This is a genomic window from Francisella sp. SYW-9, from assembly GCF_008711465.1.
Lineage (GTDB): Bacteria > Pseudomonadota > Gammaproteobacteria > Francisellales > Francisellaceae > Francisella.
In genome coordinates this window covers 1-15,700 of the sequence record NZ_VXKQ01000012.1, presented here as the reverse complement: position 1 = coordinate 15,700, position 15,700 = coordinate 1, and the positions used below count along the sequence as shown (strand labels likewise).

Genomic DNA, 15,700 nt, shown 5'->3' with positions numbered 1-15,700 from the left:
AAATGATTGAATTAAAAGTACCTATGTTTCCTGAGTCAGTAGCAGATGGCACATTAGCTCAGTGGAATAAGAAGGAAGGTGACTTTGTAGAAGAAGGTGATATTTTAGCAGAAATAGAAACAGACAAAGTTGTATTAGAAGTTCCTGCAACTGCTAGTGGTGTGTTAAAAGGTATTAAGAAAAACGAGGGTGATATCGTTCTTTCTGAAGAAGCTTTGGCTAGTATTGATACAGATGCTTCTTCATCACAAGAAAGCTCTAAAGAAAGTGCTCCTCAAACAGAAGCACCACAACAAGCTGCAACAGGTACTGAGCTAGATGTTAAAGCTCCAGTTTTCCCTGAATCAGTAGCGGATGGCACAATTTCTGAATGGCATAAAAATGAAGGTGATGCTGTTTCAGAAGGCGATATCATAGCAGAAATAGAAACGGATAAAGTTGTATTAGAAGTTCCAGCCACATCAAATGGAACTTTAGTTAAAATATTAAAGCCAGCAGGAGAAACTGTTCTTTCAGCAGAGTTGATTGCGAAGATCGCTGAAGGTGCTGTAGCAGCACCATCTAAAGTAGCTGAGTCTAGTGAACAGCAAGCAGCAGCTTCAGGTGATAATGATCCACATTTAGTACCTTCTGCACGCAAAGCATTTAATGCTAGTGGTCTAGACTCTGCTGCAGATATACAAGGTACAGGTAAGAAAGGTCGTATTACATCTGAGGATGTTAAGAAAGCCACAACAGCTTCAAGTAATAGTGGACAACCAGCTCCGGTTGCACAGCAAGGTCCTAGATTTGAAAAACGAGTTAAGATGACTCGTTTACGTCAAACTATCGCAAATAGATTGGTACAAGTACAACATACAAATGCTATCTTAACTACTTTTAATGAAGTAGATATGACAGCAGTTATGGAGCTTAGAAAGAAATATAAAGATATGTTCATCAAAGAGCATGATACTAAGCTTGGTTTTATGTCTTTCTTCATCAAAGCTGCAACAGAGGCTCTCAAGAAGTTCCCAGATGTTAACGCTTCTATTGACGGTGATGAAATTGTTTATCATAACTATTTTGATATTGGTATTGCTGTTGGTACAGATAGAGGATTAGTAGTTCCTGTTTTAAGAGATACAGATAATAAATCTTTAGCAGAGCTAGAAAATGACGTACTTGATAAAGCAATCAAAGGTCGCGATGGTAAGTTAGGCTTAGAAGATATGCAAGGTGGTACGTTTACTATTACAAATGGTGGTACATATGGTTCTATGTTATCTACTCCTATTATAAACTCACCGCAAAGTGCTATTTTAGGTATGCATAATATTGTTGAGCGCCCAATGGTTGTAAATGGCGAAATCAAGATTCGTCCAATCATGTACCTAGCATTATCTTATGATCATAGAATTATTGATGGAGGCACTTCTGTAAGATTCTTGAAAATGATCAAAGAATTGTTAGAAGATCCAAATAGAATTCTTCTTCAAGTTTAATTTTTCATTTTTTTAATTTTTTTCTAAAAGGTATTTTTCCATGAGTTTAGATTTTATAAGAGATAAGATTGTTGCTGTGCCTGATTTTCCTAAGCCAGGTATTATATTTAGAGATATTACTCCTTTACTAGCAGACCCTAATGGTTTGAAAACTACTGCTCAAGCTATGGCTGAAGAGTTGAAAAAAAATGACATTAAGCCAACAGCTATAGCAGGAACGGAAAGTAGAGGGTTTATTTTTGGAGTAGCACTAGCTGAAGTTTTAGGCTTGGGATTTGTTCCCGTAAGAAAACCTGGTAAGCTTCCTAGAGAAACTTATAAAATAAGTTATGATTTAGAGTATGGCAGTGATAGTCTAGAAGTGCATAAAGATGCATTTGCAGCTGGAGATAAAGTTCTAGTTGTTGATGATTTATTAGCTACTGGGGGCACAGCAAAAGCGACAACTAAACTTATAGAAAAAACACAAGCTGAAGTTGTATCTCTTATTTTTGTCATGGAACTTGATGGTTTAGGTGGCAGAGAGGCTCTAGAAGGTTATAATGTATCTGCATTATTAAAATTTTAAGAGGTAAGCTATATGGCAAAGTATTTTGGTACAGATGGAATTAGAGGTGAGGTTGGTAACTCAACCATCACAGCTGAATTTATGCAAAAACTAGGTAATGCTGTTGGCTCTTTAATTAATGATAAAGACTATCCTAAATTTGTAGTTATAGGTCAAGATACGCGTAGCTCTGGTAGACTTCTTAAATTTGCTTTGGTTTCAGGTCTAAATGCTGCTGGGATTGATGTGATAGATTTAGGAATTGTGCCAACACCGGTTGTAGCATTTATAACTGTCAAGCATAAGGCTTCTGCTGGGTTTGTAATTACAGCATCACATAATAAATTTACTGATAATGGTGTTAAGTTATTTTCATCGGATGGCTTTAAGCTTGACGATGCCTTAGAAGAGGAAGTTGAAGCTAAAATAGATAGTAACTTTATTTATCAACCTGAATATAAGTTTGGTAACTATAAGGTTTTAGAAAGCTCTATTGATGAATATATATCTGAGATGCATCAGCGTTTTGGAAATTTAGTAAACTATAAGGGTAAAGTTGTTATTGATTGTGCCCATGGTGCAGCATCACATAAATTTGAAGCATTACTTGATAAATTTGGCGTTGATTATGTTTCAATCGCATCTAACCCAGATGGTGTAAATATCAACGTTGATTGTGGCGCTACTTGTATAGATAATATCAAGAAGGCTGTAAAAGAGCACAATGCTGATTTAGGTATTTCTTTAGATGGAGATGCAGATAGAATAATTATAGTTGATGAAGATGCACAAGAGATTGACGGTGATGGGATTTTAAATATCCTTGCGCAATATAGTGATATCTGTGGAGGAACAGCTGGAATCGTTGGTACACAGATGACAAATATGGGTTACGAAAATCATTATAAAGCTAACAACATCCCATTTATACGTTCTAAAGTTGGTGATAGATATGTCCTTGAGGATCTAAAAAAGTATGGTTATAAGATCGGTGGTGAATCATCAGGTCATGTGATTAACCTAAATTTTGGTACAACAGGTGATGGGCTATTTACGGCTATACAGTTGTTAGCAATTTTCTCTCAAGCAGATAAGCCTGTTTCTAAGTTTAAGTTACAAGGTGAGCTGATGCAACAAACCTTGATTAATGTACCTTTAACAAGAAAGGTTTCTTCACAAGATTTAGAGAAAATAGTTAAAGATGTTATAGAGGTAGAGCAAAGATTAGCCAGTCGAGGTAGAGTCTTGTTGAGACCTTCTGGAACTGAGCCAGTATTAAGAGTTATGGTTGAAGCTGATGATCAGGCTTTAGCTTTAAAAGAAGCAGAATATTTAGTAGAACAAGTAAAACAAAAGTTGGTGTAGATATGCAAAAATTAATTATGGGAAACTGGAAAATGAATGGTAACTCTGCAAGCATAAAAGAACTTTGCAGTGGTATCTCTCAAGCAAACTATGATAGCTCAAAAGTTAATGTAGCTGTCTTTCCATCAAGTGTATATGTTAAGGAAGTAATTTCTCAACTACCGCAAAACGTGGGCGTAGGTTTACAGAATATTACTTTTTATGATGATGGTGCTTATACAGGAGAGCTTTCAGCAGATATGTTACATGATATTGGCTGTGACTATTTGTTAATAGGTCACTCTGAAAGAAGGTCTTTATTTAGTGAAACAGATCAAGATGTTTTCAAGAAGCTAGAAAAAGTTATAGATACAGCTGTCGTGCCTGTTGTATGTATAGGTGAGTCTTTAGATGATAGAGAAGGTGGTAGATTAGAGAAAGTTTTAGCTACTCAGCTAGATCTAGTATTAAGCAAGCTTTCTACTGAACAGTTAGCAAGAGTTGTTATTGCTTATGAACCTGTTTGGGCTATAGGAACAGGTGTTGTAGCATCTTTAGAACAAGTTCAAGAAACACACCAGTTTATTCGTTCATTAGTAGCTAAAGTAGATGAAAATCTTGCTAAAAATATGAAAATAGTGTATGGTGGTAGCCTAAAAGCTGGAAATGCTAAAGATATATTAAGTTTACCTGATGTGGATGGTGGTTTAATCGGTGGAGCATCTCTTAAAGCTTCTGAGTTTAACGAAATAATAAATCAAGCAAATAAAATATGTACGGAATAATTTTAACTATAGATATTATCGCAGCTATTGCAATTGTTGTATTAGTTTTATTACAACAAGGTAAAGGTGCTAATATGGGCGTATCTTTTGGTGGAGGAGCTTCAAATACAGTCTTTGGAAGTAAGGGCGCAGCTTCTTTCTTATTTAAAATGACAGTGTTTTTTACAGCATTATTTTTTGTATGTTGCCTTAGTTTAGGATACTTAGGCAAAAGTTCTAATTCACCAGTTGCTGCTAGTGGTAGTGCTACTAGCTCTGAAAAGTCTATAGCTAGTCAATACGATCAGTATCAGCAAGAAGTTTCTAAAGCATCAGGAACTAAGCAGGAAACTACTTCAAAAAAATAATTCCAGAAATTGATCTTTTGCACTGGTGGTGGAATTGGTAGACACGCCATCTTGAGGGGGTGGTGTCCATAGGACGTGTGGGTTCAAGTCCCACTCAGTGCACCAAATATGATTTCTAACAGGTTTCAATATATCTATAGTAGTCTTATACAAGCTTTATAATGGCAGAATTATCTTATTTAGATAAGTTGGATAATATAGTTTAAATAGTTTTGACAAAGTATTAGTTATAAGATGAGAAAAGGCTAGAGTTCATAGTCTTCTAGACTTGTATCGAACTAAAAGTGTTATTGCTTCATCAAATAGATTAATAATATGTTGAAATATTGTGATTGAATAACCTTAATTTTAGACTTTAAAATAGCAAAGCTTATAAAAATTATTTGTTTCTATCAATGATAGAAGTATTTGCTATAAATTTATATTTTAATGGGCGATAGTTGATTATATTAATTATAGTGCACTTAAGTACAAGTACTTGTAGCAACAAGTGCTTATGATTTTAGATTAAGGATATATTTAATATGCATAGACAGCATTTATTAAAGAATGTTCTATTAGATAAAAAAGGAGTATGTGGTATCAAGGATGAGTTAATTTGTGGTGCTAGGATCTTACATAGGAAGTTAAAAGAGTTAGGCATCTCGCATGAATATCAAGAGTTTGATGATGATCATTTTGGAATTGATTATCAAAACTATGCTAGTCTTCCTTATTTATATAAATCGTTTTTTCCTGATTTCTAAGTACTTTAATTTTGTATACAAGAAAGGCAACCTGAATAGTTTAGATGGTTATTCTAGTATTTGTTTTATATATATACCGACATATCAAGAGTAAATGTGTTCATATGCTTACTGTTATATAGTTTTTGATATGCATACTCAGGACCAAACAAAACATTGTTATCAAAATAAGATCTTTGTGCTGAAATTATCCATTGCTCTTTTATTCCTGATGGAGAATCATCTCCAACTACAGGAGATGCTGCGATACTCATCGGAATGGCTGCGGCATTATATGATTGCCCATATGTCATGTTAAAGTTAGTATTTCTACCCCCTAGAACTAAAGAGTAGTTAGAGCCAACATACCACGCGCCTGCCATAACATTTCCATTTCCAACACCATTAAACTCCTCTGCGTCAGTTGTTGTAGCCCATCCACTACTTACTTGAAGAAAACCTCCAAATAGTCCGTATGTTAAGTTGGCATCGATATTAACAGCACCAACATCATCAAGCTGCTGACCAGAATTCTTAAGAGCGGTTGCAATATGTGAGTTATCTGCACCAGCAATATTATAAACATAGCCAAGGTTAAATGCACCGATAAGGTTGTCTGTCCAACTGTCAGTATAAAATAAGCCAGCAGAAAAATCTGCTCTATTATCTGAAGCACCAAAAGCAGCAATATTGGCGTTCCATGATTCATTTTTATAGTTTACAGAAACATTAGTAACTGTTCCTGGAGCTAAGAAAGCTCCTGTAATACCTCCAGTTAGAGGACCGCCACCACCATAAGAACCTACAGAAAGTTTATTTCTACCTGCTGTTACAAAGAAAGGAGATGTATCTAAGTTTCCAAAAATTACAAATGCATTTCCTAAGCTAAAAGATCCAGATTGATCTGTATCAAAATCAAATTGTGCGGTTACATAGTGGCCAAGGTTAGATAAGAAATATAGTTTTGCATTTTTTAGATAAATGTTTTGTCCATTATGATCTATATTTGGAGAGATATTACTACTACCGAACCATGATTGAGCATCAGCCTCTAAAAAGCCACCAAAGAAAACAGAGTAGTCACTAAACTTGTCTCTTTGACCTAATAGCGTTGATGCAAAAAGGTTTGATGAGATCTGTCCAATAGGGATGCTGTTGTTACCAGAGTATGAACCTAGATAAGTAACCTGACCTTGAGTAGTAATTGCTGGAGCTCCACCAACGTCAATAGCACCATTTTCGTTAAACACCCCTCCTAACGATTTACTTTCAAGGTTAACGATAGAGTTACTTGCATTTACATTTTCCATAATATCTGAAGCGCTTTGTCCAGAAATTAAAGTTGGGTTTAAATTATTTTCATTTGTTGAAGAAGCTATATTATTAGAGTCATTGTTGTTACCAACTTTTGAGCTGTATGTGGTAAATTGAGAGTCGCCTCCTGACACGTTTTGAGCCTGATTTTCTTGGTTTTGTTGTGCTTTTACTTCTTTTAATTGTCCTTGTAAGAGTTGAACTTCTTTCTGTAATTTTAATAAGAGTTCTTTTTCATTCGCTTTTCCATTACTTTGTGGCGTAGAGTTAGTATTCTTTGCGTCATTAGGCGTTGATTTATTATTAAGGCTTTGAGCTCCAATGCTTGTTGCGCCTAAGGGACCTCCTTGAGAGATAACGCTCTGAGAATTTGAATATCCTGATCCATAACACAATAATATAGCACCAAAAATAATACTTTTTTTAAATTTTTGTATCACAATAATGTTTCATTAAAAGAAGAAAATAAACCAAAAGATTGGAGACTTAAAGGTCTGTTTATTTTACTAATTAAAATTTATAAATCAATATAAAAATATCCAGGAGTATTAAATGTTTACATATGTAGGTCTTAATTAATGTTATTAAAACCTTATGGAATTGAAGATTTTCTCAAGAGTTTTAAATTAAAAATAATATTTATTAGATATTATTCTGTTAATATTGAAATTAATCTGGACAATTTATTGATACTATATGAAAGATATTGTTAGAGAAGTTGTTGATAGGAATATTATAGAGGGAACTAGATATTTTATATCGTTAGTTGAGCTTGGATCATATACTGCAGTTAAAAATTTTTATTCTGTAGAGATAAATACTGTTAGAAGTAAGCTTGAGATATTAGAGTCTTTTCTGGGTGTCAAGCTAACACAAGCAAGTAGTAACAAAATAGATATAACAATGGATGGAATGAAGTATTATTCATCATGTCATCGGCTTTATACAGATTTAGAAAGTAGTATTCTAAGTGCTAAACATAGAGGTGTTGATAAATTAAGCTATATAAGAGTTTTTGGTACTAGAGTTTTTATAAATTATTTATTACAAAATTTGCATGAAATTGATAAAAACAAAACCTATACTTTTACTTTTGATAGTTATTTACTATATCAGTCAAATACTTATTTTTATCACCTAAATAATTATGATATTGCGATTATAAATTCTAGAGATTTAGATAAGATTGATCAAGATCGTTGGATAATTTGTGCAAATATTGACTCTGCTAGTTTACCATCAAGAGTTTATGCTAGTGAAGAGCTAATTGAACACTATGATTTAGATAACAAACCAAAAAATATACTAAAAACTCCTTTTGCTTTTAGAAGAGATACTATAAATGATCAAGGTTTGAATTTTAAGTTTGATGATAATGATTCTAATTTCCTAGTTAAAAATATTAGATATATCGTTGAAGATGATAGTCAAAAAATAAAGCTAATACAGAATAATTTAGCAGCAGGAGTTTTAGTTGAGAATTATGATGAAATCTCAGAATCATCTTCTATGAGACAGATAAAAGGTATTTCTGTTAAGACCTTTCATGATAGGCAAACAATTATCGTTTCAAAATATCTCAAAGATAGGACAAAAATAGTAAGATTTTTGAAAGACCAAATTGATAAGTATGTAAATATGGTTTTAAAGAATGGCATGTAATAAAGTAGTTTATTATTTCTTAGTCTAAGAAATTGATTTTTAAAATTTGAGATGTTAGGCTCGAGAGTGAATTAAGACAAAATAAGAGGTTTGTATATGAAGAAAATAGTTTTAAATATATCGGGAGTTATTTTATCTGTAGCTATATTATCATCTGTTGCTTTTGCTGATGATGTTCCTCCTTCAAATGCTGTATCTTTAAGTAAAATTGTTGCCAATATATATTCTCAAGGATATGATGGAATTTTTAAAATAAAATATGATGACGGTGTTTATAAGGCTAAAGTCATTAATAAAGATGGCCAAGAGCAGAATTTATATATAGATCCAACAACAGGAGCTGTACCAGCTCAGAAATCTAAAGTAAAAGAAATAAATATGAGCCAAGCAATAAAAGCTGTACCTAAAGATAGATGTAAAACAATTACAGAAGTTAAAAATTCTAGAGGAGTTTTTAAAGTAGAGTGTTTAGACTCTAATAATCAAGAAGTTAATGTAGTTATTGATGCTATAAGCGGCAAAGTTTCTCAAGTTAGATATGATGATTAAATAAAAAGATTAATACAATCGTTTAAAAATAAATATCCTTTCTGTGTTGGTTTGACGTGATTACCTGTAGTTTCAAGTAAGCCTTTATTTATACCAACTTCTAAATGCTCTTTAATAGTCTCTCTAGGTAAAAATGTTTGCTTTTCAAATGTATCTAAAGAGAAGCCATTTTTTAGTCTGAGTGTATTTAGCATAAATTCATAAATTAAATCATGCCTTGTAACGATAGTAGAATCTTTTACAAAGGTTTTTGCCTGTGTGTATATCTTTGGATGTTTATGCTTCCAAGATCTTTTTATCTCTTGTGTTTTAAGGTTCGTAATTTTGCTATGAGCCCCTGCACCAATACCAATATAGTCACCAAACATCCAATAGTTGGAGTTATGTTTTGATTGCAGATTATTTTTTGCGTACGCAGAAATTTCATATTGTTTATATCCTGCGTCATCAAGAAGCTTTTTACCTGTTATTTCAATGTTCTCTAAAGTTTCTTCATTAGGCAATTTTGGAGGTCTTGCTGCAAATAGAGTGTTTGGCTCAATAGTAAGTTGATACCATGAGATATGAGTAGGTTGCATAGTAATGGCTTTTGAAATGTCAAAGATTCCATCATCAAAGCTTTGATTTGGTAGACCATGCATAATATCTATATTAAAATTTGAGATTTTAGATTTTTTTATTTCATCAATAGTATTATAGACATTTTCTGTGTTATGAATCCTGCCTAGAATCTTAAGTTTTTCATCCTGGAAACTTTGAACGCCTAGAGATATTCTATTTATGCCAATATCTTGGTAGCTTGAGATAGAACCTCTTTCTACTGTTCCAGGATTCATCTCTAAAGTTATTTCACAGTTACTACTAAGTTGGGAGTTTTTGTTGATATGCTCTAGAACTTTATTGAGATATTCAGGTTTAAATAAAGATGGTGTCCCACCACCTACAAAAATACTAACTATTTCTCGATCTTGTAGGTCGTTCAGGTGGTTATCAAAATCTCCAATAAGCTGCTTATAGTATTGCTCTGATAAATATAAATCATCTTTTATAGCATGTGAATTAAAGTCGCAATATGGACATTTACGCACGCACCAAGGAAAATGTATGTATATAGCTATTTGTTTATTTATTTCAAACATTCAACTATGCCTTAAAGATCAGAAACTTACTTACTACAAATGTATAAACAGCAACTAGCCCCATAGTTATAAATAGAGCTAATAAATATTGTATTTTTAGTAGATGAAGCAATACATAGTAGATAAATTCATTTAAGCATAATCCAATCATAACATTTATGAAGAACTGCGAGGCTGCTTTTTTGTGAGACTGTGTAGTCGTTGAGAATGTCAGAAATCTATGGCCAAAATAACTAACATTAAATGCAATTAAAAAAGCAAAAAAATTTGCTACTAGAGGTCTGAAAATATTTAATTCGACAAGTATCCATACAATTATAAAGTTTGTGATAGACGCTAGAATGCCGACAATAAGAAATAAGGAAAGTTGTTTTTTTATCATTGTTTGTGGAGTTTTATGTTTATTGTTTATATTATAACTATTAGTAATAATTTTATAAGAGAAAGTTGGAATGCAAATAATAAAATATCAATTAGGAATTGTAGAGAGTTTACCTTCATCGGCTAAATATATGATGTTTAGTCTTAAAAAAGATGTGGATATAAGTTTTGGCTTAAGAGTTTTGCAAAGGTTCGTTGATGGTAAGCGTGTTGTAGCGGGACTTGGCAATGAACTTTTAAAGATGTTTGATATACCTACGGATAAAGATTATCAAAGAGCTAGATTTAATAGTGAAATAATGTCAGATAATGATGGCTATGACTTAGTATTGTGGCTACGCAATGATGATAGAGGAGAACTATTTCATAATGCTATAGATATCAGAAAAGCTCTTAGTGATTACTTTGATCTTGAGAAAGTTGTTTCAAGTTATACATATCATGATAAATATGATCTTTCGGGCTTTGAAGATGGTATAGAAAATCCAAAAGGTGAAGAGGAAGTGCCAGCGGCTATAGCAACTAATGATAATTTAGAAGGATCAAGCTTTTGGGTACTTCAGCAATGGTTGCATGATTTTGATTGGTTAAATAGTGTTAGTCAAACACAGAAAGAAGAGTGTATAGGTAGATCACTAGATGATTCACACCAATTTAAGGATTTAAAAGACTTTGCTCATGTAAAAAGATCAGCAAAAGAGAATTTTGAGCCAGAAGCATTACTCTTAAGAAAATCGATGCCTTGGTCAGATGATAGTTTAAATGGTGGATTTATGTTCGCAGCATTTGCTCCTTCATTCAGATCTTTTAACCTACAGATGAGAAACATGCTTGGTGGTAGTGATGGTGTAGTTGACGGAGTATTTAAGTTCTCTAAAATTATTGAAACTAGCTATCTGTGGTGTCCACCTTTTAAAAAAGGTAGGTTAGATTTATCTTTATTCAAAGGCTAAGGAAAGGTATGCAAAATAAAATATTAAAATGTTTGTTAGTGATGGTCGTAGCAATTGGTTTAGTAGCCTGTAGTGGGGGTAATAAAGAGTCGAGTAGGAGTGTTACTTTCACGGGTGATTATGCAAAGGCGGGATTTAAACTAGGAGAGTATGGATCATCAGAGCTGGGAGCTTTGAACCTGTCTGCTTCACAAGTAAAAATAACTTGTCCAGAGGGGTATGTTATACCATCTACTATTGGTAGTCCAAGTTTTGGTGATAAACTACCTCAAGCGACATGTGATAAAAAGGATGGATGTCAAGCAGTTATGGTTTTACTTGTAAATTCTAAAACATTCTCAGTTAAAAAAATGTCTGTTTCAGCCGATAAGCTTACAGATATGCAAGCGAATAATAATATAGCTCTAGGTGCTATGTGTGTTAAAAAAGATCAAGTGAAAAACTGGGTTTAAGCTAAATAAATAGGATAATCTTAAAGAGGCTCATATTTCTTGTATTTAATGTGCTAATAGCTTTTTAGTATTGTTATCAAAACTATATCTTCTACATTAGAATTTTTGCGAAAATTTAAAAGATTCAGCTACATATTGAGAGTTGATAATAATCAAGATTTTTAAAGAGTAATTTAATAATTATGTAAGGATTAACTCAAAAGCGGTGTTCTAGCGGGCGTTATTTTATATACAAATAGGCTTTAAAAGGTTAAAATATACCCGTATGCGAAAAAAATATGGTATCTACGGAGGTTAATAGCATGTCTGATATTAAAAATATCACTAAGCTTAATATAGAAGATAAAGGAAATAAATATTCTCTATATAGCTTAAAAAAACTTTCTCAAGAACTTGGTAAAGATGTAAATCGTCTACCATATTCAATAAGAGTATTACTTGAAAACCAATTAAGAAATATCGATGGTTACAAGGTAAAAGAAGAAGATATGAATAAGGTACTAGATTGGGATGCGAAAGCTAGCTCTAGGCCTGAAATTCCACATATGCCTGCAAGAGTTGTAATGCAAGACTTTACAGGTGTTCCAGCAGTAGTTGATTTAGCAGCAATGAGAAAAGCTATCAAAGATGCTGGCGGAGATGCTGATAAAATTAATCCTCTTGTAGATACAGCTATGGTTATCGACCATTCTGTACAAGTAGACTATTATGGTACAAAAACAGCATTAGCACAAAACGTAGCTAAAGAATTCGAAAGAAACGGTGAAAGATATAGCTTACTTAAGTGGGCGCAAAAAGCATTTGATGACTTTACAGTTGTACCGCCTGGAATGGGTATTATCCACCAAGTGAACTTAGAGTATCTTGCAAAAGGAGCACTAGTTAAAAATATTGATGGTGAAAATGTAATTTATCCAGATACTTTAGTTGGTACAGATTCTCATACTACTATGATCAACGGTGTTGGTGTAGTAGGTTGGGGTGTTGGTGGTATTGAGGCTGAAGCTGTAATGCTTGGCCAACCATACTATATGGTACTTCCAGATGTTGTAGGTGTAAAACTTACAGGTAAATTAAAAACTGGTGTAACAGCAACTGACTTAGTTCTAAAAATTACTGAAGCACTTAGAAAGCATGGTGTGGTAGGTAAGTTTGTAGAGTATTATGGTGAAGGTTTAGAGAGTTTATCTCTTCCTGATAGAGCAACAATTGCTAATATGGCTCCAGAATATGGTGCTACTATTGGTTTCTTCCCAGTTGATGAAGTGACTCTAGACTTCTTTAATAATACTAACCGTAGTGAACTTGTTGATGCTGCGCGTGAAATGTATAAAGAACAGCTATTATTTAGAGAAAATCCAGCTGAAGAACCAGAGTATTCTAGTATTGTAGAAATTGACCTTGATGAAGTTGAGTCTAACTTAGCAGGTCCTAAACGACCTCAAGATCGAGTAGCTTTCCATGATATGAAAAAAGCTTTTGCAGAAGCATTAGTTCATGAGCAAGGTTTACACGGCTTTGGTTTAACACAAGAGCAGCTCCAAAAATCTGCTGAAGTTGAAGGTCTTGGTGAATCTATTACTCATGGTTCACTTGCTATTGCTGCAATCACATCATGTACAAATACATCTAACCCATCACTACTTTTAGGTGCCGGTTTACTTGCTAAAAAAGCAAATGAAAAAGGTTTGAAAGTTAAACCTTTTGTTAAGACTTCTTTAGCACCGGGATCACAAGTTGTTACTCAGTATCTTGAGAAAGCAAACTTGCTTCCTGAACTTGAGAATTTAGGATTTAACCTTGTAGGTTATGGTTGTACTACATGTATTGGTAACTCAGGACCTCTTGATGAACCTGTTGTTAATGCAATTAATGAAGCAGATCTAGTTGTAGCTTCTGTAAGTTCAGGTAACCGTAACTTTGAAGGACGTATTAACCCTCATGTTAAAGCTAACTACTTAGCCTCTCCAATTCATGTTGTAGCTTATGCTTTGGCTGGCACTGTTGATTTTGATCCTGTTGAAGACTCTATTGGTGTTGATGCTGAAGGTAACGATGTTTATCTTGCTGATGTATGGCCAACTACTGAAGAAATCGCAGCTATCCAGTCAGATGTGATTAACTCTGCAATGTTTGAAAAAGCTTATGCAACAGTACTTGATGGTACAGAAGATTGGCAGAAACTTGATGCTCCTGAAGGCAAACTATATGAGTTTGATAAGTCTTCTACATATATTCAGTGTCCTAGCTTCTTTGAGAAGTTCGCTGAAGGTAATGATAATTTAGATATTAAAGGTGCAAGAACTCTTTTAATGTTAGGTGACTCTGTAACTACAGACCATATTTCACCAGCTGGTGCGATACCTGAAGAGTACCCTGCAGGGCAATATTTAAAATCACATGGTGTTGAGAAAAAAGACTTCAACTCTTATGGTTCTCGTCGTGGTAACCATGAAGTTATGATGAGAGGTACTTTTGCAAATATTCGTATTCGTAATCTACTTTTAGATAACGTTGAAGGTGGCTTTACTAAGTATCATTTCGATGGTTCTCAACAGTATGTATTTGATGCGGCTATGAAGTATAAAGAAAAAGATGTTCCTCTTGTTATCTTAGCTGGTAAAGAGTACGGTACAGGTTCATCTCGTGATTGGGCTGCTAAAGGTACTTTCTTATTAGGAGTTAAAGCAGTTATTGCTGAGAGCTATGAGAGAATTCATAGGTCGAACTTGGTAGGTATGGGAGTGTTACCTCTTGAGTATGTCGATGGTCAAAGTGCTAAGACTCTTGGGTTAGATGGTTCTGAAATGTTTAATATTAAGAACTTAAACAATATCCAACCTCGTCAAAGAGTTGTTGTTGAAGCTGTACATCCAAAGACTGCTCATACAACAACATTTGAAGCTTTAGCACGTTTAGATGCAGATGTTGATGTTGATTATCTAAAAAATGGTGGTATTTTACAGACTGTTTTAAAAGATATGATGGATCAAAAAAAAGAGCCTAGTTCTGTAGAACAGGAAGTTAGTTCTAAAGGATCTAAAGATTCTCAAGAAACATCCGAACCTTCAGATTCATCTTGCCCATTCTCAAAAACGGCTAGTTTCTTTAAAAAAATCTTTAAGTAAATCTAAAAAAAATATCTCCAACTGATTAAAGATTCAAATTTTTAATTAGTTGATAGCTTATTTGAGTTTATTTTCCAAGGAATAACACTAAAATCATTTGGGCTAACTTCAACCCTATTTGTTGTATTTGGATGTTTCATAAAAAATACTACAGATATAGCCATTTGATTGGTACGGTTTTGAACTTGATGAAGTTCTGAGCCCTTTAATTCGATTGTATCTCCTGGGTAAAAAGTTTTTTGCTCAATACTTTTAGGCTGATATTTATAAGGGTAAGGCTTAGATATCGTTCCACATAAGTTCTGTATTTCTATTCCATCTATTGTTATAGATGATGACCACGTATCATGATTATGAATAGGTGTTATGTAACCAGCTCCCCATCCTTGTATACTTAAACAATATTCATTATTTTTATTTAGGTAAAGCCTTAGAGTATTAAATGAGTTATCTTGGATATTTTTTTTAAAAAAGGATCTATCAAACCATTTTTTCTTACTTTTATATATTTCAGTTAGCATTTTCCTTACAGTTTCTTTTTTTATCTCTAAATCTTGAGTATTTTCTATTTTCTCTATAAAAGGGTTTGTTATAAAATGTAATTCCTTTAGCATTATAAATCTTCCTTATAATTTGTTTTATATAGAAACTATAAACTTAGTTTAAAATAGGTTCCATGAACAAAATTTTTGCATAAAGATGTTAAGTGTATTTAAATAGTTTTGCGAAACAAATAACACACTTAACATATATGGAATATTATATATCAGAATCAAATTGGTCAACAATTTTAAGTTTTCTTACAAATCAAAAAGGCTTACATACAAAAGACACAGCTAAGCTTAGAAAATTTATAGAAGCAGTTTTTTATATTCTAAAAACTGGTGCCC

15 protein-coding genes, 1 tRNA gene and 1 pseudogene are annotated in these 15,700 nt (G+C 33.2%); 13 read left to right on the top strand and 4 right to left on the bottom strand.

Annotated elements, in window-relative coordinates; translation table 11 throughout:
* Window positions 1–2 precede the first annotated feature (2 nt).
* The 7 genes from odhB (at window position 3) to F3D62_RS06795 (ending at window position 5,253) form a co-directional block, all read left to right on the top strand.
* The gene (gene odhB, locus F3D62_RS06825) at window positions 3–1,484 is read left to right on the top strand and encodes a 2-oxoglutarate dehydrogenase complex dihydrolipoyllysine-residue succinyltransferase (RefSeq protein ID WP_150467506.1); all 1,482 of its coding nucleotides are present in this window, start codon (window positions 3–5) and stop codon (window positions 1,482–1,484) included.
* A 40-nt stretch (window positions 1,485–1,524) separates the two neighbouring features.
* Entirely contained in the window at window positions 1,525–2,052 is a 528-nt protein-coding gene (locus tag F3D62_RS06820; protein WP_150467505.1) for an adenine phosphoribosyltransferase, read from the top strand.
* 12 nt (window positions 2,053–2,064) lie between these two features.
* Window positions 2,065–3,396 (top strand): phosphoglucosamine mutase, encoded by a 1,332-nt coding sequence (glmM, locus tag F3D62_RS06815; protein ID WP_150467504.1) that lies wholly within the window; start codon window positions 2,065–2,067, stop codon window positions 3,394–3,396.
* A gap of 2 nt (window positions 3,397–3,398) precedes the next feature.
* Window positions 3,399–4,160 carry a triose-phosphate isomerase gene (tpiA, locus tag F3D62_RS06810; protein WP_150467503.1) on the top strand — a complete coding sequence of 254 codons (762 nt, stop codon included), beginning with the start codon at window positions 3,399–3,401 and terminating at the stop codon, window positions 4,158–4,160.
* Entirely contained in the window at window positions 4,148–4,507 is a 360-nt protein-coding gene (gene secG, locus F3D62_RS06805) for a preprotein translocase subunit SecG (RefSeq protein ID WP_150467502.1), read from the top strand. The genes tpiA and secG overlap by 13 nt, the downstream gene beginning before the upstream one ends.
* A gap of 19 nt (window positions 4,508–4,526) precedes the next feature.
* Window positions 4,527–4,612, top strand: a tRNA-Leu gene (locus F3D62_RS06800).
* 419 nt (window positions 4,613–5,031) lie between these two features.
* Window positions 5,032–5,253 carry a hypothetical protein gene (locus F3D62_RS06795; RefSeq protein ID WP_150467501.1) on the top strand — a complete coding sequence of 74 codons (222 nt, stop codon included), beginning with the start codon at window positions 5,032–5,034 and terminating at the stop codon, window positions 5,251–5,253.
* A gap of 65 nt (window positions 5,254–5,318) precedes the next feature.
* Here the strand turns inward: F3D62_RS06795 and F3D62_RS06790 are convergent, their stop codons facing one another.
* A complete protein-coding gene (locus F3D62_RS06790) occupies window positions 5,319–6,986 on the bottom strand; it encodes a DUF3573 domain-containing protein (protein ID WP_150467500.1) in 1,668 nt (555 codons plus the stop codon).
* A gap of 256 nt (window positions 6,987–7,242) precedes the next feature.
* Between F3D62_RS06790 and F3D62_RS06785 the strand changes: the two genes are divergently transcribed.
* Together F3D62_RS06785 and F3D62_RS06780 are read left to right on the top strand one after the other, a co-directional pair.
* Window positions 7,243–8,208, top strand: coding sequence for a LysR family transcriptional regulator (locus tag F3D62_RS06785; protein WP_150467499.1), 966 nt, complete (start codon window positions 7,243–7,245; stop codon window positions 8,206–8,208).
* Between the two features lie 96 nt (window positions 8,209–8,304).
* Window positions 8,305–8,757 (top strand): PepSY domain-containing protein, encoded by a 453-nt coding sequence (locus F3D62_RS06780; protein ID WP_150467498.1) that lies wholly within the window; start codon window positions 8,305–8,307, stop codon window positions 8,755–8,757.
* Here the strand turns inward: F3D62_RS06780 and hemW are convergent.
* The gene (gene hemW / locus F3D62_RS06775) at window positions 8,754–9,896 is read right to left on the bottom strand and encodes a radical SAM family heme chaperone HemW (protein WP_150467497.1); all 1,143 of its coding nucleotides are present in this window, start codon (window positions 9,894–9,896) and stop codon (window positions 8,754–8,756) included. The two genes, F3D62_RS06780 and hemW, sit on opposite strands and share 4 nt — an antisense overlap.
* A 4-nt stretch (window positions 9,897–9,900) precedes the next feature.
* The gene (locus F3D62_RS06770; protein WP_150467496.1) at window positions 9,901–10,278 is read right to left on the bottom strand and encodes a GtrA family protein; all 378 of its coding nucleotides are present in this window, start codon (window positions 10,276–10,278) and stop codon (window positions 9,901–9,903) included.
* A 70-nt stretch (window positions 10,279–10,348) separates the two neighbouring features.
* Between F3D62_RS06770 and F3D62_RS06765 the strand changes: the two genes are divergently transcribed.
* From F3D62_RS06765 to acnA, 3 genes are all read left to right on the top strand, one after another.
* Entirely contained in the window at window positions 10,349–11,230 is an 882-nt protein-coding gene (locus tag F3D62_RS06765) for a Dyp-type peroxidase (protein ID WP_150467495.1), read from the top strand.
* 8 nt (window positions 11,231–11,238) lie between these two features.
* Window positions 11,239–11,682 carry a hypothetical protein gene (locus F3D62_RS06760; protein WP_150467494.1) on the top strand — a complete coding sequence of 148 codons (444 nt, stop codon included), beginning with the start codon at window positions 11,239–11,241 and terminating at the stop codon, window positions 11,680–11,682.
* A gap of 302 nt (window positions 11,683–11,984) precedes the next feature.
* Entirely contained in the window at window positions 11,985–14,810 is a 2,826-nt protein-coding gene (acnA, locus tag F3D62_RS06755) for an aconitate hydratase AcnA (protein WP_150467493.1), read from the top strand.
* Window positions 14,811–14,851: 41 nt separating this feature from the next.
* On the opposite strand, the gene F3D62_RS06750 is transcribed toward acnA, so the two are convergent.
* Window positions 14,852–15,424, bottom strand: coding sequence for a hypothetical protein (locus F3D62_RS06750; RefSeq protein ID WP_150467492.1), 573 nt, complete (start codon window positions 15,422–15,424; stop codon window positions 14,852–14,854).
* A 137-nt stretch (window positions 15,425–15,561) separates the two neighbouring features.
* Between F3D62_RS06750 and F3D62_RS12930 the strand changes: the two are divergent.
* A pseudogene (locus tag F3D62_RS12930) lies at window positions 15,562–15,700 on the top strand (IS5/IS1182 family transposase); the annotation flags it as partial.